Annotated in this window: 16 protein-coding genes; 14 read left to right on the plus strand and 2 right to left on the minus strand. The window is 34.7% G+C overall.

Annotated elements, in window-relative coordinates:
* Positions 1 to 273 precede the first annotated feature (273 nt).
* The 14 genes from AC3IPI_RS17910 (at position 274) to AC3IPI_RS17975 (ending at position 19,399) form a co-directional block, all read left to right on the plus strand.
* Positions 274 to 837 carry a helix-turn-helix domain-containing protein gene (locus tag AC3IPI_RS17910; RefSeq protein WP_409416589.1) on the plus strand — a complete coding sequence of 188 codons (564 nt, stop codon included), beginning with the start codon at positions 274 to 276 and terminating at the stop codon, positions 835 to 837.
* Between the two features lie 88 nt (positions 838 to 925).
* The gene (locus AC3IPI_RS17915) at positions 926 to 3,346 is read left to right on the plus strand and encodes a heavy metal translocating P-type ATPase (protein ID WP_489154640.1); all 2,421 of its coding nucleotides are present in this window, start codon (positions 926 to 928) and stop codon (positions 3,344 to 3,346) included.
* A gap of 344 nt (positions 3,347 to 3,690) precedes the next feature.
* Positions 3,691 to 4,278: a helix-turn-helix domain-containing protein gene (locus AC3IPI_RS17920; RefSeq protein ID WP_039112092.1), complete on the plus strand. Its 588-nt coding sequence runs from the start codon at positions 3,691 to 3,693 to the stop codon at positions 4,276 to 4,278.
* Between the two features lie 463 nt (positions 4,279 to 4,741).
* Positions 4,742 to 5,812 carry an efflux RND transporter periplasmic adaptor subunit gene (locus AC3IPI_RS17925; RefSeq protein WP_489154642.1) on the plus strand — a complete coding sequence of 357 codons (1,071 nt, stop codon included), beginning with the start codon at positions 4,742 to 4,744 and terminating at the stop codon, positions 5,810 to 5,812.
* A 21-nt stretch (positions 5,813 to 5,833) separates the two neighbouring features.
* Entirely contained in the window at positions 5,834 to 8,938 is a 3,105-nt protein-coding gene (locus AC3IPI_RS17930) for an efflux RND transporter permease subunit (protein ID WP_489154644.1), read from the plus strand.
* On the plus strand, positions 8,935 to 10,311 hold the full coding sequence (locus AC3IPI_RS17935; protein ID WP_489154646.1) for a TolC family protein: 1,377 nt from the start codon (positions 8,935 to 8,937) through the stop codon (positions 10,309 to 10,311). Before AC3IPI_RS17930 ends, AC3IPI_RS17935 begins: the two co-directional genes overlap by 4 nt.
* 28 nt (positions 10,312 to 10,339) lie before the next feature.
* Positions 10,340 to 11,767 carry an MFS transporter gene (locus tag AC3IPI_RS17940; RefSeq protein WP_489154648.1) on the plus strand — a complete coding sequence of 476 codons (1,428 nt, stop codon included), beginning with the start codon at positions 10,340 to 10,342 and terminating at the stop codon, positions 11,765 to 11,767.
* Between the two features lie 434 nt (positions 11,768 to 12,201).
* On the plus strand, positions 12,202 to 12,402 hold the full coding sequence (locus AC3IPI_RS17945) for a heavy-metal-associated domain-containing protein (RefSeq protein ID WP_086895391.1): 201 nt from the start codon (positions 12,202 to 12,204) through the stop codon (positions 12,400 to 12,402).
* Positions 12,403 to 12,434: 32 nt separating this feature from the next.
* On the plus strand, positions 12,435 to 13,001 hold the full coding sequence (locus AC3IPI_RS17950; protein ID WP_086895392.1) for a DUF2652 domain-containing protein: 567 nt from the start codon (positions 12,435 to 12,437) through the stop codon (positions 12,999 to 13,001).
* Between the two features lie 287 nt (positions 13,002 to 13,288).
* Positions 13,289 to 13,705 (plus strand): Fur family transcriptional regulator, encoded by a 417-nt coding sequence (locus AC3IPI_RS17955; RefSeq protein WP_323490478.1) that lies wholly within the window; start codon positions 13,289 to 13,291, stop codon positions 13,703 to 13,705.
* Between the two features lie 365 nt (positions 13,706 to 14,070).
* Entirely contained in the window at positions 14,071 to 16,086 is a 2,016-nt protein-coding gene (locus tag AC3IPI_RS17960; protein ID WP_489154651.1) for a heavy metal translocating P-type ATPase, read from the plus strand.
* 247 nt (positions 16,087 to 16,333) lie between these two features.
* Complete coding sequence (locus AC3IPI_RS17965; RefSeq protein ID WP_039112086.1) at positions 16,334 to 16,555, plus strand: heavy-metal-associated domain-containing protein; 222 nt, start codon at positions 16,334 to 16,336, stop codon at positions 16,553 to 16,555.
* Between the two features lie 342 nt (positions 16,556 to 16,897).
* Positions 16,898 to 17,848, plus strand: a complete 951-nt coding sequence (locus AC3IPI_RS17970; RefSeq protein WP_489154654.1) for a DUF8832 domain-containing protein — start codon at positions 16,898 to 16,900, stop codon at positions 17,846 to 17,848.
* Positions 17,849 to 18,370: 522 nt separating this feature from the next.
* Entirely contained in the window at positions 18,371 to 19,399 is a 1,029-nt protein-coding gene (locus AC3IPI_RS17975) for a rod shape-determining protein (protein WP_039112085.1), read from the plus strand.
* Positions 19,400 to 19,477: 78 nt separating this feature from the next.
* On the opposite strand, the gene AC3IPI_RS17980 is transcribed toward AC3IPI_RS17975, so the two are convergent.
* Together AC3IPI_RS17980 and AC3IPI_RS17985 are read right to left on the minus strand one after the other, a co-directional pair.
* Positions 19,478 to 21,019, minus strand: coding sequence for a hypothetical protein (locus AC3IPI_RS17980; protein WP_489154656.1), 1,542 nt, complete (start codon positions 21,017 to 21,019; stop codon positions 19,478 to 19,480).
* Between the two features lie 436 nt (positions 21,020 to 21,455).
* A complete protein-coding gene (locus AC3IPI_RS17985) occupies positions 21,456 to 22,193 on the minus strand; it encodes a hypothetical protein (RefSeq protein WP_489154658.1) in 738 nt (245 codons plus the stop codon).
* Positions 22,194 to 22,317 lie beyond the last annotated feature (124 nt).

Raw genomic sequence — 22,317 nt, forward strand, 5'->3', positions numbered from 1 at the left:
TTTACCATTAAGAAAAAAAGAAAAATTAAGCTTAATCCTTAATGGTTAAAATTTTCAACCTTAAAGATTATAAACCTTTGTGACCTTTGCGGTAAACTTAACGCTAATCCTTAATGAAACTTAATGTCTTAATGGTTAAACTTTTTAACCTACAGATTATAAACCTTTGCGCTCTTTGCGGTAAACTTAACGATATTTATAAAACGGTTAATTGAATTTTAATAGTAGATTTGTCGATACTATATTTAATAAAAAATCTGATCTAACAAGGATATGAGTACATTATTCGTTAAAAACATGGTCTGTAACCGTTGTATTATGGTAGTTCAAAATGAACTCGAAAAACTCGGTTTAGACTTTACAAATATTAAGCTTGGAGAGGTTAGCCTGACAAAAGAACTAAGCTCCGACGAAAGAAATTCGATAGAAGAAGCATTAGTTCCTTTAGGTTTTGAGGTAATTGATGATAAAAAAAGTAGAATTATCGAAAAGATAAAAAACATTATCATCGACCTGGTGCATCATCAGGATAATGACACAAAAAACAATTTATCTGATATCTTGAGCGAAAAAATCAATCATGACTATAATTATCTTTCTAATCTATTTTCGGAGGTAGAAGGCACCACGATAGAAAAATATTTCATCGCTCAAAAAGTCGAAAAGATAAAAGAACTTTTGGTTTATGATGAGTTATCACTGAGCGAAATAGCTTTACGTTTAAATTATTCCAGTGTTGCGTACCTAAGTAATCAATTTAAAAAGGTAACAGGGTTAACACCAAGTCATTTTAAACAAATTAGGGAAGAAAAAAGAAAACCATTGGATAAGGTTTAAGTAAATATTACAAATCAAACCCATAATTACACAATAAAATTCATAGATATTGTCGCCAACTTTGCATGTAAATTACAACACGTGAAATATGGCGACAAATAATAATAGTAAAGAAACAATTTTCATTCCGCTAGAAAATGTAGATAGCGAGCATTGTGCTTTAATCGTAGAAAAAGGATTAGCGGAGGTTAAAGGCGTTGAAACTCACAAAGTAGAAGTAAACAACCGTAGGGCTGCCATTACCGTTAAAGGTAATGAAACCGTTGGTAATGCTGTAAAGGCTATTAAAGACTTGGGATATAATGTTCCCACTGTTAAAAATACTTTTCCTGTTCTAGGTATGACTTGTGCTTCTTGTGCAGGCAGCGCAGAAAGTATCGTAACATATGAATTGGGAGTCGTTGATGCATCGGTAAACTTTGCAACAGGAAACCTAACTGTAGAATATCTTCCAAATCTAACAGATGCAAATAAACTTCAAAAGGCCATGCAAGCCGTTGGTTACGATTTACTTATTGTAGACGAAACCAAACAGCAAGAATCTCTGGAAGCAATTCATGCCGAGAAATTCAAAAAATTAAAAAACAAAACCATTTGGGCAGTTCTATTGTCGTTACCCGTAGTAACGATTGGTATGTTCTTTATGGATATGCCTTATGGAAATGAGATTATGTGTTTTTTTTCGACTCCAGTAGTACTTTGGTTAGGGAAAGATTTCTTTATAAATGCATGGAAACAAACGAAAAACAGATCTGCCAATATGGACACTTTGGTGGCTTTAAGCACAGGAATTGCTTACTTATTTAGTGTATTTAATATGCTATTCATGGATTTTTGGCATCAACGCGGATTACATGCTCACGTTTATTTTGAAGCGGCAGCAGTAGTTATTGCATTTATTCTTCTTGGTAAATTATTAGAAGAAAAAGCTAAAGGAAATACTTCATCTGCAATTAAAAAGTTAATGGGTTTACAGCCTAAAACTGTAATGGTTATTCAGCCTGACGGAACGGAAAAACAAATAGCAATTGAAAACGTAAATGTTGGCGATATTATCCTTGTAAAACCAGGAGAAAAAATTGCTGTGGATGGAATGGTGACTTCAGGAAACTCGTATGTAGATGAAAGTATGCTAAGCGGTGAACCAGTTCCTGTACTGAAAACGGAAAACGAAAAAGTTTTTGCTGGAACTATAAACCAAAAAGGAAGTTTTCAATTCAAGGCAGTTAAAGTTGGAAAAGAAACCATGCTTGCGCAAATTATCAAAATGGTACAAGATGCTCAGGGAAGTAAAGCTCCTGTGCAGAAACTAGTAGATAAAATTGCAGGTGTTTTTGTTCCAATCGTGATTAGTATAGCAATACTTACTTTTATTGTTTGGATAGTTCTAGGAGGAGAAAATGCTGTGGCACAAGCTTTATTAGCAGCAGTTACAGTATTAGTTATTGCTTGTCCTTGTGCATTAGGTCTTGCAACACCTACAGCAATTATGGTGGGAGTGGGCAAAGGTGCCGAAAATGGTATATTAATTAAGGATGCCGAAAGTTTAGAACTAGCAAGAAAAGTTACGGCAATTGTCTTAGATAAGACCGGAACTATTACTGAAGGAAGACCACAGGTAACAGGTGTTAAATGGCTAAATAATAACGATGTAACAAAAGATATTTTAATTAGTATCGAAAAACAATCTGAGCACCCTTTGGCGGAAGCCGTAGTAAAAAATTTCGAAAGTATACCAAACGTAGTTCTAACCCATTTTGATAGTATTACTGGTAAGGGAGCAAAAGCAATCTATATGGACGAAACCTATTATGTAGGTAACAAGAAATTACTAGCAGAGAATAATATCACTATTGACAATACATTATTGGATCATGCTGATGCATGGGGTAAAGAATCTAAGACAGTAATTTGGTTTGCTAATAGCAAGCAAGCACTTTCGGTTATTGCAATTTCTGATAAAATCAAAGAAACATCTGTAGAAGCGATCAAACATCTGCAAGGTATGGGTATTGAACTCTATATGCTTACTGGAGATAATGAAGCTACTGCAAAAGCTATCGCAGAACAAACAGGAATAAAACATTATAAAGCAGAGGTAATGCCACAACATAAGGCAGACTTTGTAAAAGAATTGCAACAGCAAGGCAAAGTTGTAGCTATGGTAGGTGATGGTATCAATGATAGTACAGCCTTGGCAACTGCCGATGTAAGTATTGCAATGGGTAAGGGAAGCGACATCGCAATGGATGTGGCAAAGATGACTATTATATCATCAGATCTTAACAAAATACCTCAGGCTATTCGACTATCTAAACAAACAGTAGCAACCATAAAACAAAACCTATTCTGGGCGTTTATCTATAATCTAATTGGTATTCCTCTTGCTGCGGGAATATTATATCCAATAAACGGATTCTTGCTAAACCCAATGATTGCTGGAGCTGCAATGGCTTTGAGCAGCGTAAGTGTAGTAAGTAACAGTTTACGCTTAAAATGGAAAAAGTAAACTCCTTGATGCGTTTGCCAAACGGCGGTTTCCTAATGCATTGGCCGCCGTTTTATATTACTTCTTAGTTTAATTGATTTTTATTATTGACCTCATTTTTCCTCTTCATTAATCTTTGAAGCTAGTTAAAATGAGGTCTTTTTTTTTGAGAAATACGCGCCGCAAGAGAAACCTTTGAGCCTTTGTCACTCAGTCCCGACGCTTCGGGATCAGAACCTTTTTAAAACAATCAGTAAATTTTATAAATCAAATTAGGAATAGCAATATAAGACACAGCTCAACTATCAGGAAATTTGTAAAACAAAATTCAAGGAAATGGAAAAAGCATCATTAATATCAATTTTATGACATTACTAATAAAAGGAATGGTGTGCAACAGATGCATTTATGTTCTCGAACAGGAATTTTTAAATCTAGATTTAGAAATCATTGCTATTGAGCTAGGCCGCGTTGTAATAAAAGATACAGCCAACTTTTCTGTGAACCAAGAGGCAATTAAGTCCATGCTTAAAAAAAATGGATTTGAATTATTATTTACTAAAACCGAAGAAACTGTAGAAAAGATTAAGGAACTAGTAGAAATAGGAATCAAAATGCAATTGGACAATGGAAAACCAACCAAATTTTCTACATTAATCAGTAATAAACTGACCAAGAATTATGATACGCTTAGCGCTTTATTTTCGTCTGTAGAAGGACAAACACTTGAAAAATATATCATCCTCAGAAAAATCGAAAAGATAAAAGAACTTCTTGTTTATACAGATCAATCGATGTCTGAGATTACTCATACTTTAGGATACAGCAGTCCTGCACATTTATCTAACCAGTTAAAAAAATATACTGGTTTTACTTCTTCCTATTATAAAAAAATACGGTTTGATAAGCTTGCTATTATTGAGAAGCAATCTCATATAAATAGCGCTTCTTAGAATATATAACTTAAGACGCACTGCGGTGTACCTCTACGAAAACCTTTGCGGCTCAGAACCTCCATAAATAGATTACTTAAGACGCACTGCGGTGCGCCTCTACGGAAAACCTTTGCGTCTTTGAACCTTTGCCCCTCAAAAGCTTTGAACCTTTCTTCCCCTAAAACCTAAGACGCACTGCGGTGCGCCTCTACGGAAAAACTTTGCGCCTTAGTCCCTCAGAACCTTTGAACCTTTCTCTTTTGAACCTTTCTTCCCCTAAAACCTAAGACGCACTGCGGTGCGTCTCTACGGAAAACCTTTGTGCCTTAGTACCTCAGAGCCTTTGAACCTTTCTTAGAACCTCTAAACAAAAAGTAAATCTCACAACTCTTACCTGTAATTGTGTATAAAGCTCGCTAGCATCTCACTGTAATTTTGACATTGAAATTTAATAGTTAGTTGGATAATTAAAAAAAAGAACATGTTATACAAACATACTACACAAAGGTTGGGAATTTTAGTTCCCTTGTTGAGCATCTTATTGATTGCTTGTGAGAACAAAACTGAAAAAGCACCAGAAAAGGATGCAACAGCAAAGGCAGATGCCAACAAACTACCAGTTGACATTATAATTGCCCAAGAAAAACAACTCAATCAGGAAGAGGTTGTAGTGGGAACGATGATGCCGTATCGCGAAGTCTCTATTGTGAGCGAACTCCCTCAAAAGATCACTCATGTGGCATTTAAAGATGGTAGTTACATAAACCAAGGAGCCGTGCTTTACAAACTGAATGATGCCGACATCAGATCGCGGTTAAAACAAGTTGGTGCCGAACTAGAACTGGCTCGTCTTACAAAAGACAGAATGGCAAACCTCTTAAAAACCGAAACTGTAAGACCACAAGAAAACGACGAGGCAGTTATGCGTTACCAATCCTTGATTGCACAGCAAGAACTCCTTAGAGTTGACTTAGCCAAAACCGTAATTAGAGCTCCATTTTCAGGGAAAATAGGAATTTCAAAAGTACATCTTGGAGCTTACGTATCGCCTGGAGCTGAACTAGTAATGTTGCAAGATCAAAGCAGTATCAAAATCAATTTTTCTGTTCCAGAAAAATACTTACCGTTGATACAAACAGGAAACAAAGTAAGATTTACTTCTGAGTTATCTGATCAAGAATATTCGGCAACTATCAATGCTACCGAACCAGGTCTTGATGCTCAAGGCAGAAGTTTAGAGGTACAGGCAATAACTAATAATTCAAACGGGAAATTTCGTGCAGGTCTTTCGGCAAAAGTTTATTTCAGTGTCACTCAGAAAGGAGCAAAAGGTATAATGATACCAACAGAAGCTTTGTCGCCAAGTGATAAAGGTTATGCTGTTTTTATAATAAAAAACGGAGTAGCAAAACCTGTGGCAGTAACCATAAGTAATAGGACAGAAACGGATGCTGTAATCACATCTGGGATTAAGACTGGCGATAGTATCATAATTTCAAATATGCTGCGCATAGGAGATGGTACTCCTGTAAAAGCCGTTGTACCCAATTAATCAAATTCAAATTTTAGCGTTATGAGTATATCAGCTTTAAGCATAAAAAAACCGGTTTTAGCCGGTGTATTCTCCCTCCTCATTGTTATTTTAGGAATAATAGGATGGAAACAATTAGGGATTCGAGAATTTCCATTAACAGAACCACCAGTAATTTCGGTAATTACTTTCTATGCTGGTGCAAGCCCAGATGTAATCGCATCTAAGCTTACCAGACCAATGGAAGAATCTATATCAGAAGCAAACGGAATACGTACTATTTCTTCCGAATCCAGAGAACAAGTGAGTGTTATTTCGATAGAGTTTAACCGTGAAATAAACATTGAAGACGCATTAAATGACGTCAGGGATAAAGTTGCCAAATCACGAAAACAGCTTCCTACAGATGTAGATCCGCCGATTGTACAAAAAGCATCTTCGCCAGATAATTTGGTAGCATTTCTTGAAGTAGAAAGCGATACTAAAGACATAAAAGAGGTCAGTCACCTCGCATCTACTACAATCAAAGACCGAATACAGTCTATCCCCGGAATCAATAATGTTGCTATCGTGGGAGAACATAAATACGCAATGCGTCTTCGGTTTGAGCCGTCTAAACTTGCTGCTTATCAGCTAACTCCCGAAGATATCCGCAAGGCATTGCTAAGAGAAAACATTGATTTGCCTGCGGGTAGGATAGACGGGAATAACAGCGAACTAAGTATTCGTACAATGGGACGTCTTACTTCCGTAAAAGATTTTGAGGAAATGCTCATCAAACAAGTTGATAATAGAGTAATCCGATTAAAAGACATTGGTTCTGCCGAATTAGGAGAAGTAAACGAACGTACGGCTATCATCAATGAAACTGGAGGTCTTAACCGCGTGGGTGTGGGTGTGGCTATCCAGATACAACGTGGTGCAAATGCTATAGAAGTAGTAGATGAATTTTATAGAAGATTAGATCAGCTAAAAAAAGATATCCCATCTGAATACCGCTTAATAGTAGGTTTCGATTATACCCGTTCTGTAAGAGAATCTATTAAAGAAGTAGAAGAAACACTCTTTATCGCTTTTGGTTTAGTCGTATTAATTATTTTTCTATTTCTAAGAGACTGGCGATCTACAATCATACCAGTATTAGCAATTCCAGTTTCTATTCTTTCCGCATTTTTTATTATGTATATAGCTGGTTTTTCTATCAATATACTTACCCTTTTGGGATTAGTACTTTCCATAGGATTGGTGGTCGATGATGCTATTGTAGTACTCGAAAATATCTACAAAAAAATAGAAGAAGGAATGTCGCCCATACAAGCAGCATTTAAAGGCTCTAAGGAGATTTATTTTGCAGTTATTTCTACTACCATTACGTTGGCAGCAGTATTTCTGCCGATTGTTTTCATGGGAGGAATCAGCGGTCAGCTATTTAAGGAATTTGCAATTGTAGTATCGGGTTCTGTTATGGTATCGGCTTTTGTAGCACTGACGCTAACTCCAATGCTGAGTGCTTATTTCTTGAAGAAAGAAGAAAAGCCTAGCTGGTTTTATAGTGTGACTGAGCCTTTTTTCGTCCGTATGAATAATGGATACGCTAGTTTGTTAATCACATTTATGAAGTTTAGATGGTTAGCGTGGGTATTTTTGATAGGCACAACTTTACTTATTTATCTTATTGGGAAAGGACTTCCTTCTGAGCTAGCACCGATAGAGGACCGTTCGAACATGAATCTAATTGCCGTTGCTCCCGAGGGTGTTTCTTTCGATTATATGAAAAAACATATGACCGAAGTTGGAAAATATGTAAACGATTCTACCGATGGATTATATCAGACCTATTCGATGGTTGCGATCTCATTTATTCCTGCTCCAGCGCCTGTTAATGTTGCCGTACAAAGTATCTATCTTAAAGATCCTAAAGATAGAAAATCAAGTATTAAGGATTTATACAATCAATATGGTGCGGCGTCTGGGAAATTTAGAGGGTTCCTTTTGTTTCCATATTTGCCACCAACTATCGGAAGTCGTTATGGTGGAGGTATGCCAATACAATATGTATTACAATCGCCAAATCTTGATAGTCTAACAGCGGTGCTTCCTAAATTTCTGGCAGCAGCACGCCAAAGCAAAAAACTTCTATTTGTTGATGCTGATCTTAAGATTAATAAACCAGAGGTGAAAATAAATATTGACAGAGAAAAAGCAGCCTTAATGGGCGTATCTATGGAGGTAGTTGCCCACACGCTGCAACTTTCATTCTCAGGACAACGTTACGGATATTTCCTTCGCAACGATCGTCAGTATGAAGTAATTGGACAATTAGACCGCCAACACAGAAATGACAAAAGTGATTTAAGCGCTATATATGTTCGTTCAACAACAGGTAAGATGATTCCGTTGAACAACCTGATAACAACTGAAGAAGCTGTAAGTCCAGCAGCGATATACCGATACGACCAATATATATCGGCAACAGTATCGGCAGCAACCGCAGAAGGAGTAAGCCTTGCAGAAGGAATTGAGGAAATCGAAAAGATTAAGAAAGAGGTTCTAGGAGAAAATTTCAAAAGTTCATTAGCAGGTCAATCACGAGATTATGACGAAAGTCAAGGTAATATAGCCTTTACACTAGTTCTCGCATTGTTACTTATTTATATGATTCTAGCCGCTCAGTTCGGAAATCTTCGTGATCCGCTAACTATTATGTTAACGGTACCAATGGCAGTAACAGGAGCAATTTTAAGTTTATCATGGTTTGGTCAAAGTTTAAACGTCTTCAGCCAAATCGGGATTATTACACTGGTAGGATTAATTACCAAGAACGGAATACTTATCGTAGAATTTGCCAATCATCTAAAAGATACAGGACTTTCTAAATACGATGCTGCAATACAGGCAGCAGAACAACGTTTCCGTCCAATTTTAATGACATCGCTAGCCATGATATTCGGAGCATTACCTATTGCGCTTACCGTTAACAGCCGCCAGTCATTAGGAATTGTTATTGTGGGAGGACTTGTCTTTTCGGGAATATTAACATTGTTTATCATCCCAGCAGTTTATTCTTATTTGTCAAGCAAAAAAGGAGAAGTTGTTATTGTAGAAGAAGATTCCGAAGACACAAACAGTCCAGCCATAGAATCATGATTTTAAATCTCAAAGAAGATAAAATGAAAACAAATATCTTACACATAGTTACAGCGCTGCTATTGCTAAGCAGCACTAATGCAGTGCATGCACAGAAAAAAAAGCTGGCTCTCACAGATGCATTAGAAATGGCAAAACAAGGAAACAAAGCACTACAGGTTCAAATGTTAGAGGAAATAAATGCTAAAGAAATGACCAGAGAAACAAGAGGTGGTTTGCTGCCCAGTATTTCGGCAAATGCAGGGTTTTCTCATTATTTCGACAGGCAGGTTATATTCCTCCCAGGTTCCTTTGTAGGCACAGACAAAGCAGTTCAGGATTTCGCTGTTGGCGGAAGAAATACTTATAATGCATTCGTATCGTTGTACCAACCCATCTTTGCACCAGCGACACATCAGCTTACAAAAGCTTCGAAAATCAACGAGAAAATTCAAGACGAAAAAACAGCCGATTTAAAAAGTCGGGTGGCACTTCAGGTTTCTAGTCGCTATCTTAACATACTGATGATGAATAGACAACTAGGTTTACTTCAACAAAGCCATCAACGTAATATCAAAGCGCTTCAAGATTCAAAATCGCTATTTGCGCAAGGCAGAGGACTAAAATCAGATACGCTAAGGAGTTTTATTGCTGTAGCAAATTTAAAATCATCTGTTTCTTATTTAAAAAATAATATAGAGGTATCTGGCATTGAATTAAAAAGACTCGTTGGATTAGAAGATTCGGGAGAAATTGAACTGACTGACAACCTTGAAGATAACATAAAAGTAAGTCAAGGCGAATTTTACCAAGTTGATGAAGCATTGCTAATTGCTGATAAAAACAGGAATGATTTGAATATTCAAAAACTGACTATTGATCTTCAGCAAAAAAAATTAAAGGCTGCTCAGTCAGAATTATTACCAAAGCTGGCATTAATAGGGCAATATCAGATACAAGCCCAAGCTGATGATATGGAATTTAACGAATATGCCTGGCCAAGAACTTCTTTCTTAGGTCTACAGCTTAGCGTACCTATTTTTAATGGTAACCGCACTAAATCTCAGATTAATCAAGCAAAAATTAAAACGCAGCAAGAAGACATATTACTAAACGATTTAAAAGATGAAGTTAAGACAGAACTTGCTACGATTATAAGCAAATGGAAAGAAGCAGTAACGCAATTAGTCATACAGGAAACAACAGTAAAGTCGGCAGAATTAAACTACCGAATGATTGATGATCGTTTTAGAAATAGCTTAGGCTCAAGACTTGAATTAACAGATGCTGAACTAGCACTAACACAAGCCAAAATAAATTACCTAAACGCCGTATATAACCTGCGAATGCTACATGTAGAATTACAACAAGCCCTAGGACTGCTAACTCTATAATTACTAACTAAAACAATTAAATAAAAATATGACTAAAAATAATAAACAACCAATAGACAAACCTACACCATATAGCAAACGATGGTCGGCACTTTTTTTGCTATGTACAGCACAATTTATAGTAATTATGGACACCTCAATTATTGGGGTAGCCTTGCCCGCAATAAAAGCAGATCTTGGCTATTCGCAAAGTGGCTTGCAATGGATATTTAATGCATACGTTATCCTATTCGGAGGTTTTTTACTCCTCGGCGGGCGTTTGTCGGATTTGTTTGGTGCACGTAAAATTTTTATGTGGGGATTCATTATCCTTTCTGCCGCATCACTTTTGGCTGGCGTGGCATGGTCAGAAGCAGCGCTAAATACAGGAAGAGCTCTACAAGGTTTAGGTTCGGCACTTATTGCTCCGGCAGCACTTACTTTAGTATTATCTAAATTTACTGACCCTAAAGAACTCAATAAAGCATTAGGTTTTTGGGGAGCATCTGCCGCTGCGGGAGGTTCTGCAGGAGTTTTCCTTGGCGGAGCAATTACTCAATGGCTTTCTTGGCATTGGATATTCCTAATTAATATTCCCGTAGGACTTATAGTATTAGCATATAGCAAGAGTTTATTATTTGCTGGTGCTACCCGCAAAGGAAAAGTAGATATTGCAGGAGCAATTCTAGCCACAACAGCATTATTAGTAATGATATATGCAATCGTGTCGGGAGAAGGAGCAGGGTGGAAATCTTTACAAACCATTGGCTTACTAGGTCTTTCTTTGTTATTATTTCTTGTTTTCTTTATTGTTCAGAAACAGAAGAAAGAACCATTAGTACCTATGAGCATTTTTAAAGTTCCAAATCTTTCGGGAGGTAATCTAGTAATGGCTTTAATGGCCGCAGGATGGATTCCGTTATGGTTTTTTCTAAATCTTTATTTGCAGCAAACGCTGAATTATTCTGCCTTCAATAGTGGACTAGCTTTATTACCGATGACAATTGCAATCATGTTTTTGATGGTTGGCGTTACAGGAAAGTTGGTCGCTAAATTTGGTTTTAAAGCAAATCTAATAGCTGGATTAATTGCACTTACAGGGTCACTTCTTCTGTTTAGTACAATTCCGCCTGACGGAACATTCCTAATCAATGTCTTGCCTGCTTCTTTATTGGGAGCACTTGGTATGTCATTAGCCTATATTCCAGGAACTATTGCTTCAATGTCTGGCGCTAAACCCCAAGAAATGGGACTTGCTTCTGGCTTGGTTAATACAAGTTATCAAGTAGGTTCGGCTTTAGGACTGGGTATTGTTGTAGCTATTTCAGCAGCAAAAACGAATACGCTCAAAGCAATGGGTGAAACTGATATTGCGGCATTAAACGCAGGTTTTCAGACGGCTTTTTTCTCAGCAGCCATTATATGTGCCATTGCCGCAATTATAGCAGCTTTTTCTATAAAAACGCTTAAACAATAAATGCTATTCAAAAAACGAGCTTTATAAATTCTTAAAACAAACCATTTTTTTGACCTCATTTTTAATCCTCTTCTTTAATAGTATGGAAGTTGATTAATAATGGGGTCTTTTTTTTGGAAAATAAATTCCAAAACACCATAAAAAGCTATAAATCAACTATTTTAAATAAAAACTTTAAAACTTATTCACTAGACAACTTGGCATCTGCGCAAGAGAAACCTCTGAACCTTTGCACCTTTGCTTCTCAGAACCTTTATAAATACATTCTTCAAGACAAACTGCGGTGCGTCTCTACAGGAAAACCTTTGAACCTTTGCCTCTCAGAACCTCTGAACCTTCTTCAATCAATCAGTAAATATTATAAATCAAACAAGGAATTACACCATGAAAAACAGTGGTACAATTCTGAAATTTGTATAATAAAATAAAGCAAAATGGAAAATATAATATTAAATATACCTGATATGAAAAGTGAACATTGTCAGGCTAGAGTAAATACTGTTATCAAAGATATAGATGGAATTCAAATTCAAAAAATAGAGGCTGGAAAACTAGCCGCTTCTGTAGAAGACAATGATGCTGCAGAAAATCTTATAGATGCTATTAAAAAGGCGGGATATACAGTTGGTAATTAATAATAGTAATCAGCCCAGCTGTAATCCGAATTATGAAAAATGATACTGCACAATATAAAACAGGAATGGTGATGATTCCAGACATATCTGGTTTTACAGATTTTGTAATAAATACCAATATGTTTATCGGTAAATACATAACCGAAAGTCTGCTAAAATCAATAATAGACAGCAACACATTATCCTTAGAAGTTTCGGAGATTGAAGGTGATGCCATATTATTTTACAAATACCACAAAATACCGTCGTTTGGTACTACATTAACTCAAATTGAAGTAATGTACAACAACTTCAAAAAAGAAATAGCCAGACTATCACAACAACTTGCAATGGAAATTCCTTTATCATTAAAAATCATTGTGCATTATGGTACTTTTACTAAATATAAAATTGGAAGATTTGAGAAACTTTATGGAACGCCTGTTGTAGAAGCTCACAAAATGCTTAAAAATCATATTGCCAAATTTCCGCCGTATGCTTTGTTCTCAGATGCATTTTTAAAGGCCAATTTTGAACAACCGGCTAAAGCAACTATCGAATATGACACTTGCGATAATTGTATGTACTTACCAGAAATTGGTTATATACATTATTTGTAAGTGTTGAGTATAATTATTTTTAACACATAGAAACATAGATTTTTTTAGTTATAAATAAGGCGTTTCACTTAGTTAAAATACACATAACTCTAGCTATGCGAAAGAAATGTATTTCTTTTTGTGCTCTTTTTTGCACATAAAACCTATGTTTCTATGTGTTTAATTGAACTTTTATAGCCCAAGCGACGCAAACAGACGAAGTAATTACTCCTAATGGAATATTTGTAACGTTAGTATCGTTCGCTATTTTCTTAAATTTGTAATAGAAGCCTAAATAAAGTATAAAAATGGAAAGCTTAGAAAAAAGATTATTGAACAGGAATATAAAGCCAACATCAATACGGTTATTGATATTTAAAACAATGACTGAATTTAAAAAAACTTTTAGCCTGACTGATCTGGAAACGGAATTAGAAACCGTGAATAAATCGACCATTTTTAGAACCTTATCTTTGTTTCATGAAAACTTACTTATTCATAACATTGACGACGGTTCTGGTTCAATGAAATATTCAATTTGTAATGAAACCTGTATGTGTACCGTTGGAGAATTACACGTTCATTTTAATTGTAACCGTTGCCATAATACGTATTGTCTCGAAAGCATTTCTATACCACCAATTCAGCTTCCTGAAAAGTTTTTATTAGAAAGTGTCAATTTTGTAATGAAAGGAATTTGCGAAAATTGCTCCAAATTCTTTTAGATTTCCTCAAGAATAAACTAGTATTTATATCATTAGAAAATCCTTTATTTCAAGCCTTGAATTGCCCGACAATCAGGAAATAATTTATTCTCTAAAGATTTTTAGGAGCTATTTCCTGCTATCATTCCAAATCTTTTTTATTGAGAAAAACAATAAAAAAGGATTTTCCCTTCTATCAGGGCTAGAAATGCAACCGCGTGGATATGCAATGTTTGTGGGCACAGAAAGAATTTCTGCGGTATCGGGATTAATCTTGTAAAGATTTAAAACCGTAAAGCTTAAACACAATTTTATCATTTCGACAATTGCAACCAGGTTGCCAAAACAGACTTATAACTTTGCCATAGAATTAAAAACTAATAGATATGTCAAAGCAATGTTGCACTACGGATAATCATGTAAAACCTCAAAAAAAAGAGGTGCACCCACATCAGTGCGATACTACCAAAAAAGACCATGATCACGGGCATGACCATAGTCACGGACACGATCATGATCATAGCCACGACCTCGAAGATAAAACAGCATTTCAGTTATTTTTGCCTGCTATTATCTCCCTTACTTTATTGCTAATTGCTATAGCTTTTGATAATTATTTTCTGCAACCTTGGTTTACTGGCTGGGTAAGATTAGCATGGTACATCATAGCTTATATTCCTGTTGGGCTACCAGTTATAAAAGAAGCGATTGAGAGTATACGCTACAAAGATTTCTTTTCGGAATTCTTTCTTATGGTAATTGCTACGGTTGGTGCTTTTGCCATAGGCGAATATCCCGAAGCTGTAGCTGTTATGTTATTTTATGCAGTAGGCGAGGTGTTCCAAACACTTGCCGTATCTCGTGCCAAAGGAAATATAAAATCACTACTGGATCAACGCCCAGATGAAGTTACTGTACTGAGAGATAACAAACAGCTAGTTATAAAAGCTGAAGATGCAAAAATAGGAGATCTCATTCAGCTAAAACCAGGAGAAAAATTAGGACTAGACGGCGAACTGGTTTCGGAAAATGCCTCATTTAACACTGCCGCCCTTACGGGAGAAAGTAAACCCGACACGAAATCTAAAGGCGAAACGGTATTGGCAGGTATGATAAACGGCAGTACTATAAGCTTAGTAAGAGTAACCACAGCCTATTCGGATAGTAAACTTAGTAAAATATTGGAGCTGGTACAGAATGCAACTGCTCAAAAAGCACCTACAGAATTGTTCATTCGTAAGTTTGCCAAAGTATATACACCTATTATCGTATTGCTTTCTATAGCGATTACGTTGTTGCCAGCAATATTTGTAGATAATTATGTCTTTAGTGAGTGGTTGTACAGAGCATTAGTATTCTTAGTTATTTCTTGTCCTTGTGCCTTGGTAATTTCTATTCCACTAGGATATTTTGGAGGTATTGGAGCGGCAAGTCATAATGGTATTTTATTTAAAGGTTCTAACTTTTTGGATATTCTTGCTAATATTCAAAATGTTGTAATTGATAAAACAGGAACAATGACCGAAGGCGTTTTTAAAGTTCAGGAAGTAATTATAAAACCCGAGTTTAATAAAGATGAAATCCTTAAAATGGTCAATGCGCTCGAAAGCCAAAGCACACATCCGGTCGCAACTGCCATTCATGACTATGTTGGCGAGATAGATAATACCATCAATTTAGTAGGGACGGAAGAAATAGCCGGACACGGACTAAAATCGACTGTAAAAGGAAAAGAATTACTTGTTGGTAATTTTAAATTACTTGATAAATTCAATATCAGCCATGATGCCGACACAGCAAATATTGTTTACACGGTTATTGCTATTGCTTATGATGGGAAATTTGTAGGCTATCTCACAATCTCAGACAGCATTAAAGCTGATGCAAAAATAGCAATCGATAAGTTACATAGCATGAATGTAAAAGTCACTATGCTCAGCGGTGATAAAAGTGCCGTTGTAAATCATGTTGCTAAGCAATTAGGAATAGATAATGCTTACGGAGATTTACTACCTGAGGACAAAGTGAATAAAGTAAAAGAAATCAAAGCCAGTAATGGTAGTGTAGCTTTTGTGGGCGATGGTGTAAACGATGCTCCAGTAATTGCTCTGAGTGATGCAGGAATTGCAATGGGTGGCCTAGGAAGTGATGCTGCCATAGAAACTGCCGATGTGGTAATACAAGACGATATGCCATCAAAAATAGCAATGGCAATAAATATTGGTAAACAAACCAAAAAAATAGTCTGGCAAAACATCATACTGGCATTTTCTATAAAAGCCATTGTACTTATACTTGGAGCAGGCGGACTTGCTACCATGTGGGAAGCTGTATTTGCCGATGTAGGAGTTGCGCTATTAGCTATACTAAATGCTGTTAGAATTCAAAAGATGAAATTTTAAAGAATATAAAAGATAGCTAAGCAACAATCACATTGTAATGTCGTATTTTAAAATCAGATAAAAATAAGTAATTCATTGATTTTGATAATTTAATTAACATTAGTCCTTTTGACTTTATGACTTTAAAACTTTTGACTTACTTATTAATCAGTAAATATCACAAATCAAATAAGGAATATTGTAAACGTATTGAGGCATTATTGACGGAAATTTGTGGTATCAAATAATTATTAAAGTATCAATTAAAATGGAAAATAAAAATCTTCAATTTAAAACAACCCTTAATTGTGGTGGATGTGTAGCAAAAGTAAAATCTGATTTAGACAATGCTCAAGGTATTGGCGAATGGAATGTAGACACTGATAATGCCGACAAAATCCTTACAGTGCAATCAGAAGGAGCAACAGAAGACGAAATCGTTGCTATCATTAAAAGTAAAGGTTTTAAAGCGGAACCTTTATCTGTTTAGTATTGTAAATACACCTTATTCCAAAAGAGGTTAAAAGCAAAAAGTCAATATTATTACAGTTATGCAGTTTGGAAAGAGCTCGATACCATATCGGGCTCTTTCTTTTTAGTTCTTAAATTCTATTTTAATCATAGCGCACGGTTTCAACCATGCGATACGAATTATGATATACATTGCGCTCCAGCGGTTAAAACCGTTGCAATATTTATAAGATATTTTTTTGTTCGCAATCCATTATCTGTAAATGTCACAAATAAAACCAGAAAAAGTGTAATGATTAGATTCTAAGAAACATAGAACTTTGTAACAGGTAATAAAGCCTTTAAAATAATTAAAAATAGTATGAATAAACTAAAAATTTTATTGCTCGGAACAGCATCTATTGCTATGCTATCAGCTTGTAATAATACAGGAAAGAAACAAAACACATCAGATATGGATATACATCAGCACGCTAATGAAGAAGCTAATTATGTTTGCCCTATGCATCCTGAAGTAATAGGAAAAAAAGGAGAAAAATGTCCAAAATGCGGAATGGAATTAGAACTTTCTGCAGCAAAGAAGGATAGGGCTTTTGATGTTAAGTTATCTAGTAATCCTGAAGTAATTCAGGCTGGAAAAACAACAAGTCTATCAATCTCAGTTACCGAAGATGGTAAAAATGTAACAATGGATGTAGTACATGAAATGAAGATGCATCTTTTGGTTATGAACGAAGAATTAACATGGTTTGATCACGTTCACCCAAAAGAACAAACGGATGGTACTTATAGTGTTTCCGAGACATTTCCAGGTGGAGGCAAATATTTATTATTTACCGATTATAAACCAGTTGGCGCATCTGGTAACGTCAAAATGATGGAAGTTGAAGTAAAAGGAACTCCTTTGGATATACCAAAAACGGCAACAGAAAAACTAGTATCTAAAGTTGATAATTATACAGTTACATTAACTAACGGAAATGATTTAAAAACAGACAGAGGTCAGTTACTAAAATTTACTGTAGAAAAAGGGGGTAAGAAACTAGAGGAGAAAGATATTGAACAGTATCTTGGAGCAAGCGCTCATATTGTAATGGTTGCTAAAGAAACTAAAGACTTCCTGCATATTCATCCAATATCTGATAAAAACTTCCCAATTTACGCAGAGACTCAAGTTAAAAAAGCGGGTATTTATAGAATGTGGGTACAGTTTAAAATTGATGGTAAACTTCATACAGCAGATTTTACAGTAAATGTTTCTGAAGGCCCTAAAGATGCAGGCGATAATCATGATAAACATGCTCACCACTAAAAGCAAACTGCTATCCAATAAAATAATTTATTTTGCTGTATAGATAAAGTAATGATAAGTGTTGCTAGAAATTTATTTAAGTATTGCTAAAATTTTTAGCGAATACAATAAAAATCTTTTAACCATAATAGGAAAAAATAAGTGAATATAAGTACTCCTAATCGGCGTAAACTTAAATGACCTTACTTCTCTTATTATGGTTATTTTTTTGCTGTAATATTAATTTCATGAATCTCACTATGTAACTTAATGCTTTAAATTGGCAGATAAATAACTCTGTAAATCACGAGTATAAACCAATCCTTACAAAAAATTTGATAATTAACACTAAGAAAATATTAAATAATTTAATAAAAACAAATCATCATAATAATCATATCTTTTGTTCTACCTTAGTATAAGAATGATTTAGTGCCTTTTAACTAGATTTCATCCTTAAACATATTTAATTGCCGCATTTGAATTTTATTTTTTGCAGAAAATAAAGCCGCAACAATAACCGTTCTTAAACAAAACAATATTATGGGCTTATTTGATTTTATGATGGTGGAGATAGCTATGGATTTAGGAACAGCTAATACTTTAATAATATATAACGGAAAAATCGTTGTTGACAGTCCTTCTATTGTAGCCAGAGATATTAGAAACGGAAAAATTATCGCTGTAGGCAAGGAAGCCAGTTTAATGCAGGGAAAAACACACGAAAATATTAAAACAATCCGACCACTTAAGGATGGGGTTATTGCCGATTTTGATGCCTCTGAGAAAATGATTAGTTGGTTTATAAAAAATATACCTGAACTAAAGAAAAGTTTTTTCACTCCCGCATTACGAATGGTTGTGTGTATTCCGAGTGGTATTACCGAGGTTGAAATGAGAGCTGTAAAAGAATCCTGTGAACGGGTAAACGGGAAAGAAGTATTTTTAATTCATGAACCTATGGCTGCTGCCATCGGAATTGGTTTAGATGTGATGCTCCCAAAGGGAAATCTTATTGTTGATATTGGAGGAGGAACCACCGAAATTGCAGTTATTGCGCTTGGAGGAATAATTTGTGACAAATCGATAAAAATTGCAGGGGATGTCTTTACCAATGATATCTTGTATTATATGAGAACGCAACATAATTTGTATATCGGAGATGCTTCTGCAGAGATGATAAAAATCGAGGTTGGCGCTGCAATGGAAGAACTTGAGGAAGCTCCTGATGATATGTTGGTTCGTGGAAGAGATTTACTTACGGGGAAACCAAAAGAAATAAAAGTCAGCTATAGAGAGATTGCAAAAGCATTGGATAAATCAATACAAAGAATTGAAGATGCAATAATGGTAACACTTTCATTAACACCACCAGAACTTTCTGCCGACATTTATAATACCGGATTATATCTGGCAGGAGGAGGCGCAATGTTACGTGGTCTTGATAAAAGAATATCTCAGAAGACCGATTTACCGGTATATATTGCAGAAGATCCGTTAAGAGCCGTGGTTATTGGTACCGGAACTGTCTTAAAAGATATAGCTAAGTATAAAAGCGTGCTTATAAAATAGTAGGAGTCAAAAAAAAAATCATACAATGCCATAATTTTATGACGTTGTATGATTTTTTTTAAAACTTCTTAAGATTTTTTAATTCTCACAGAAAGAACCTATTTGCTTTAAATGTTTCTCTGTTTGGTATTTATTAAAGTTATCCCATTTAGGAGGGAAGTTTGTTTTTTGTCCGTACATAGAATCCAAACAAACATTATTGTCTTTGTATTTATCATGTAAGACAGCCAAAATTTTAAAGAAGAATTCATCTAACATTATGATAGCATCAAATTCAGCTTTTAGCGCATTATAATTACTATCAGTAGGATTTAATACTTGCAATAAATTTAAAACTTCATTCTTTTCATCTTCATTAATTTCAGTTAAATAACCGGTTTTTAAAGTTCTAAAAACTAGATTATTCCATGCTTTACTATCATGTCCCCATTGTACATCGGGTAGGTTTAAAGAATGCTCACAAATTAAAATTATAGAAAAAAGAACATCGTTTAAGTACTGCGCTGGAAACTCATCAAAACTTCTGAATTCAAAACCACTTTGGTACATTTTTTCCTGATTAAAATCAAGACCAACTTCCGAAAGCATTTCATATTCCATATCAGCTTCAACCTGATCACGCCACCAAACATTTTCTTCTTTTTCAAATTTTAGTAATTTTCTAAAATCATCTACTTTATAAGTCAGAATTTTACCTTTTGGCATTGCTTTATTATAAGTTCCTACACCTATATATCGAGACATTGCATTGCGCATAGAGCCCAAAGTAAATTTTTTGTCCATGCTATAAGTATCACTTATCACTCCCATAATATCTGGACTTCCAAGAGTAGCTATAAAAAATGGTTCAAACCATTGCAACAAATAAATAGCATTGGCATGTGTTTTTTCAAATTCATTGTAATCTACAATTCTGCTATCTTCTGTTAATGAAGGCAAAGTAATATGAAAATGGTACGTTCCGTTATTAAACAAAACCAAATTTTCCTGATTGGTCATAAACATATTAAGTCCATTGTTATAATCCGGAAAGTTTAATTTTCCGTTTAATACACGTGATTCATTAATTTTATCAATGAATAACTTTTTGGTAGCTTTTAGTTCTTTGCACGAATCGGCTATTGTTCTGTTTTCAAAATATTTAGTTACAAATTCGATAGAATCACCATCAAAATGAACAGAACCCATTGTTTTGTTTCTTTGAGTAATCATACTCTGAATATTGTACGGTTGATCCTCAAGGAAAAGTTCCATGATAGATTTTCCAAGATAATCAGGATTCTCAAGTGGTTCTGCGATCACCTCACCATTTTCTGTATCAATTAATGGCTTTATTGGTGATAATGTTTTGTGCTGATAGTTTATATCGAGTTTTTCCAGAGAATGACTATTCATCATTCGGCTTACTTTATAGCTTTCATTTAATCCAAAAGCTTTTTTCAAAATAGGAGCCAGGCTTTCTGGTTTATAGCATTTTCTATAATCAATACTGTATTTCTCAAATCCAATTTTTTCTTGTATAAATTCACCAGAAACTATTAGGGGGTCTTCAAATTGCAAATAGGTTTCGTTTTCTAATCCAATTCCCCAATAATATTTTTTTGTCTGATTGTCTTTCATTTATACTAATTTTCTTTTTTATGGTTGATAATACTTTTTTTAAGATGATACTTTTTATCCGCAAACAAGAGTCTAATCAGTTTAAATTAGACACAAGAAACCTTGTAACGGATTGAGCATCATTGTTGCCTCCATTATAAAAGTTTTCGTTTACTTTTAAAAATATAGGAAAATATATTTTAGACTTTTTGTACTTGTAGCGACTGATGAATTGAAAAAAAACTAAAATTTTATAATAAGGTTATAAAATTACTATTGTTATTAATCACTTTTATATCAATAATTTAAGCATAAGGATAGCTTAATTACAACTTTTGCTATTCCTAGTATTTTCTAAGTTGCAAAAGTAGTGAATTGTTTTATCATTTCCAAGTTGTTAACACATTGAAAATCAATATACTTTTTTTGGGTTTAAAAATAAAGTGCAAAAGTTTTTTTATTCATGGTAATAAAACACATAAGAGGAATATAACTCATCATTCCACCAATCTTTTCTATCCTCAGAAAAGTAATTATAATTTAGCTTTCCTGCTTGTGATTGCAGCGGATACACTACCACATCATTCTCACGATATGCCTTATGTAAATCTGTTTCGGGAACAACAGGAACTATATGTCCAGACAGTCCTTTTTCTCTTCTTTTGGCACAAATCATTCCGATTCCACCATTTGTATTTACTTTTTCCTGAATTTCATCAACAGAAAACATTCTTTTCCAACCAAAACTGGCTCCCCATTGTAAAAACCAGTCGTGTATTGCACTAGAATAAATACGATCTACAGTTTGCTCAAAAACAGCTTCCACATCTTGTCCGTTCAATATTTTTTCCAGAGCTTCATCAGTCCACCAAACCGTAGGAAGATAAACTTTAGAAAAATAACAATAATCGTAAGAGTACACATTACAATAAGTATCTTCTACGGTTCTTTGATATCTAACATTTTTTTCAACATCTAATTTATCTATCAGTCGGGCAATACTTTCTTTTTTACTAGCAACATCCGTTAAATCTCTATAAGGAATGTTAGAATCATAAAGAGGTGTTTCCTTCATTTCCATAGAATCTAACCTGGATTCTGGATTGGGTAATAAATCAGCTTTTATTATTTTATTATTCGGTATAGGATTATCCTCTAAAGATAATGATGCTATTGATATGGTATTTTGTTCCATCTTGACTGCTTAAAATTAATCGGCTTAACCTACTCAAATTTACTATTCGTGTAATCGGGTTTTATCACCAAAAAAGTAAATATAAGTATTTTTAACTTTTTAAACGGTTATAGAAACGTACAAA

This window comes from Flavobacterium sp. GL_143 (assembly GCF_057834355.1).

Excerpts from the sequence above, each read along its gene's own strand:
- AC3IPI_RS17910 (WP_409416589.1), top strand. The coding sequence starts at position 274 with ATGAGTACATTATTCGTTAAAAACATGGTCTGTAACCGTTGTATTATG.
- AC3IPI_RS17915 (WP_489154640.1), top strand. The coding sequence starts at position 926 with ATGGCGACAAATAATAATAGTAAAGAAACAATTTTCATTCCGCTAGAA.
- AC3IPI_RS17920 (WP_039112092.1), top strand. The coding sequence starts at position 3,691 with ATGACATTACTAATAAAAGGAATGGTGTGCAACAGATGCATTTATGTT.
- AC3IPI_RS17925 (WP_489154642.1), top strand. The coding sequence starts at position 4,742 with ATGTTATACAAACATACTACACAAAGGTTGGGAATTTTAGTTCCCTTG.
- AC3IPI_RS17930 (WP_489154644.1), top strand. The coding sequence starts at position 5,834 with ATGAGTATATCAGCTTTAAGCATAAAAAAACCGGTTTTAGCCGGTGTA.
- AC3IPI_RS17935 (WP_489154646.1), top strand. The coding sequence starts at position 8,935 with ATGATTTTAAATCTCAAAGAAGATAAAATGAAAACAAATATCTTACAC.
- AC3IPI_RS17940 (WP_489154648.1), top strand. The coding sequence starts at position 10,340 with ATGACTAAAAATAATAAACAACCAATAGACAAACCTACACCATATAGC.
- AC3IPI_RS17945 (WP_086895391.1), top strand. The coding sequence starts at position 12,202 with ATGGAAAATATAATATTAAATATACCTGATATGAAAAGTGAACATTGT.
- AC3IPI_RS17950 (WP_086895392.1), top strand. The coding sequence starts at position 12,435 with ATGAAAAATGATACTGCACAATATAAAACAGGAATGGTGATGATTCCA.
- AC3IPI_RS17955 (WP_323490478.1), top strand. The coding sequence starts at position 13,289 with ATGGAAAGCTTAGAAAAAAGATTATTGAACAGGAATATAAAGCCAACA.
- AC3IPI_RS17960 (WP_489154651.1), top strand. The coding sequence starts at position 14,071 with ATGTCAAAGCAATGTTGCACTACGGATAATCATGTAAAACCTCAAAAA.
- AC3IPI_RS17965 (WP_039112086.1), top strand. The coding sequence starts at position 16,334 with ATGGAAAATAAAAATCTTCAATTTAAAACAACCCTTAATTGTGGTGGA.
- AC3IPI_RS17970 (WP_489154654.1), top strand. The coding sequence starts at position 16,898 with ATGAATAAACTAAAAATTTTATTGCTCGGAACAGCATCTATTGCTATG.
- AC3IPI_RS17975 (WP_039112085.1), top strand. The coding sequence starts at position 18,371 with ATGGGCTTATTTGATTTTATGATGGTGGAGATAGCTATGGATTTAGGA.
- AC3IPI_RS17980 (WP_489154656.1), bottom strand. The coding sequence starts at position 21,019 with ATGAAAGACAATCAGACAAAAAAATATTATTGGGGAATTGGATTAGAA.
- AC3IPI_RS17985 (WP_489154658.1), bottom strand. The coding sequence starts at position 22,193 with ATGGAACAAAATACCATATCAATAGCATCATTATCTTTAGAGGATAAT.